The sequence below is a fragment of the Pseudomonas sp. RIT-PI-S genome, assembly GCF_025642975.1.
Lineage (GTDB): Bacteria > Pseudomonadota > Gammaproteobacteria > Pseudomonadales > Pseudomonadaceae > Aquipseudomonas.
The window spans coordinates 1-2,649 of record NZ_JANZKJ010000032.1 but is presented as its reverse complement, the minus strand read 5'-3'; the positions used below and the strand labels follow the sequence as shown (position 1 = coordinate 2,649).

The following is a 2,649-nucleotide window of genomic DNA, read 5'->3' as shown; positions in this document are numbered from 1 at the left end:
CCGCATAACCCAAGCCACCGCCGCTACCAGTACGACGCCGCGGGCGAACTTATCCGCACCCTGGACAAGCTGCGCGGTGAAGTCCGCTACGAATACGAGGCCAACGGCCAACTGCACCGCCGCGACACCGGCCGGCTGGCCGACAACGAAGTCTTCCGCTACGACCCCGCCGCCAACCGGCTGAACTTCAACAACCGCCAGTTCGACCACGTGAAGGACAACCGCCTCAAGACGTGGCAAGACCAGGAATACCGCTACGACGCCTGGGGCAATTTGGTCGAGAAATCTGTTGGTGTCGGCAAGCTTCAAACCTTTAGCTACGACTGCGAAAACTGTTTGGTTCGTGCCGAGACCTGGGTCAACGGCAAGCGCGAAAGCACAGGAAGTTACCGCTACGACAGCTTGGGACGGCGAGTTGCCAAACAAGCCGAGCGCCAAGGCCATACCGAATACAAAAGCTTCCTTTGGCAAGGGCTGCGAATGCTGCGCGAGGAACGCCCTGGAAGCAGCAGCCTCTATGTGTATGAACCCGCCAGCTATGCGCCGCTGGCCCGCATCGATCAGGCGGAGGGTGAGGAGCAGAAGCTTTACTACTTCCACACCGACCAGATCGGCACGCCCCTGGAAATGACCGACGCCGCTGGCGATATTGTGTGGCAGGCGACCTATCGGGCCTGGGGTTCGGTAGAAGATTTGACCGTGAACGGGGTCGAGCAGAACCTGCGGTTCCAGGGTCAATACTTCGATGCCGAGACGGGGCTGCACTACAATACGTTTCGGTATTACGATCCGGAGGTAGGGCGGTTTGTAACGCAGGACCCGATTGGGTTGTTGGGTGGGGATAATTTATACCGTTATGCTCCCAATACATTTAGCTGGACCGATGCTTTGGGTTTGGCTAGCTCGAATCCCGGTGTATATGATGTCTTCTTTGAGGCAAGATTGCCGACTCAAGAAATGTATAAGTTGTCAGACCCAGTACATTTCAGTGAATCAAATAGACAGCTACATTATGCGATGAAGAATGATGAGGTGTTAAGATCTCGCTTGGAGGGAAAATATCCTGGAATTGAGGCGCATGTATCACCGACTACGAAAGGGACCTTTAGAGGTAAAGCTTTCCCTGGAACAACTTGGCATCACCACGGTCAAGTTGGAGGGCTGCTACAGTTAGTAGATATGAAGGACCATAAATCAAGGCACCTAGACTATCACGCTAAGGGAGTCGGTGGTCGTAAACGATGGGGCGGCGGTGGTCCCTGCAGATAAACTATGAGAGAGTGGCTATGGTTATCTATAAAAATTTCAGCTCGCTACTAAGCGATGTAGAGGGTCTCGATAAATTTGGTACTCTGTATGCAAACCGGCAGAAGTGGTTGGGTGATCCTTTTAAGGTGGAATTTTTATTGCTGGTTGGTGATGACGAGCTTGAGGAGCTGGATGGGAATGGGAATCCAATCTTAGCTACTATTAATAATGCCAAGTATTTTCTTGATGTAGAGATTTTTCAGAATGTGATTGAGTTGCAAGCAAAATGCAATCCGGAGTCGGGACTGGATGAATATATCTTTGCTATTAATTATTACCTGGAAAATGATGATTTTTATGAGGGGTCATAATTTCTAGGGATTATGTTAGGTTGCTAACTTGGGTTGTCTGTAAGTAACGATTAGTCAGAGATGGATGAGTATTTTAGTGGATTTATTTTTGTATTTTTAGTCCGTAGAGCCTCAAAAGAGATTACCTTAAGTGTGTGGCGGATTTGAGAGTTGGGAAGTGCTGCGAGAACCGCAAAATACGGGAAAATTCCTATGTTCGGAGATGTGATTTAACAATATTATGTGCAAGGTCTAAGATAGAATTTTATTTTTATCTGCGGATTAAGATATGAGGTGGAAATAAATTAATTTAAGTGGAATGGTTCCGCATTCGAACTCTAAAGCGTATGTGATGAGTTTTCGGCGGAATCAACTATTGGCTTTGCCCCGACTCGCGCATGCGCGGCTATATTAACCCACTTGCGGCTTCGCTTTTCCCTGGCTTGCCTAACGTTAGACGGAGCCCATACTCTGGGCCGCAAGGCTTTCACAAGTCCACAACCCCGGCATCCACCCCGAGCTGTACGTGGACCACCCGCATAACCCGAGCCACCGCCGCTACCAGTACGACGCCGCGGGCGAACTTATCCGCACCCTGGACAAGCTGCGCGGTGAAGTCCGCTACGAATACGAGGCCAACGGCCAACTGTACCGCCGCGACACCGGCCGGCTGGCCGACAACGAAGCCATCCGCTACGACCCCGCCGCCAACCGGCTGAACTTCAACAACCGCCAGTTCGACCACGTGAAGGACAACCGCCTCAAGACGTGGCAAGACCAGGAATACCGCTATGACGCCTGGGGTAATTTGGTCGAGAAGTCTGTTGGTGTCGGCAAACTGCAAACCTTTAGCTACGACTGCGAAAACCGTTTGGTCCGTGCCGAGACCTGGGCCAACGGCAAGCGCGAAAGCACCGGAAGTTACCGCTACGACAGCTTGGGACGGCGAGTTGCCAAACAAGCCGGGCGCCAAGGCCACACCGAATACAAACGCTTCCTCTGGCAAAGGCTGCGGATGCTGCGCGAGGAACGCCCTGGAAGCAGCAGCCTC

Annotated in this window: 2 protein-coding genes and 1 pseudogene; all 3 read left to right on the top strand. The window is 52.0% G+C overall.

Translation table 11 applies throughout. The features are described from left to right. The coding region (locus OGL93_RS22095; RefSeq protein WP_263265157.1) for an RHS repeat-associated core domain-containing protein at positions 1-1,269 on the top strand (1,269 nt) is incomplete at its 5' end. 17 nt (positions 1,270-1,286) lie between these two features. Then, positions 1,287-1,619, top strand: a complete 333-nt coding sequence (locus tag OGL93_RS22090; RefSeq protein ID WP_263265156.1) for a hypothetical protein — start codon at positions 1,287-1,289, stop codon at positions 1,617-1,619. Positions 1,620-2,067: 448 nt separating this feature from the next. After that, positions 2,068-2,649, top strand: a pseudogene (locus tag OGL93_RS22085) (type IV secretion protein Rhs); the annotation flags it as partial.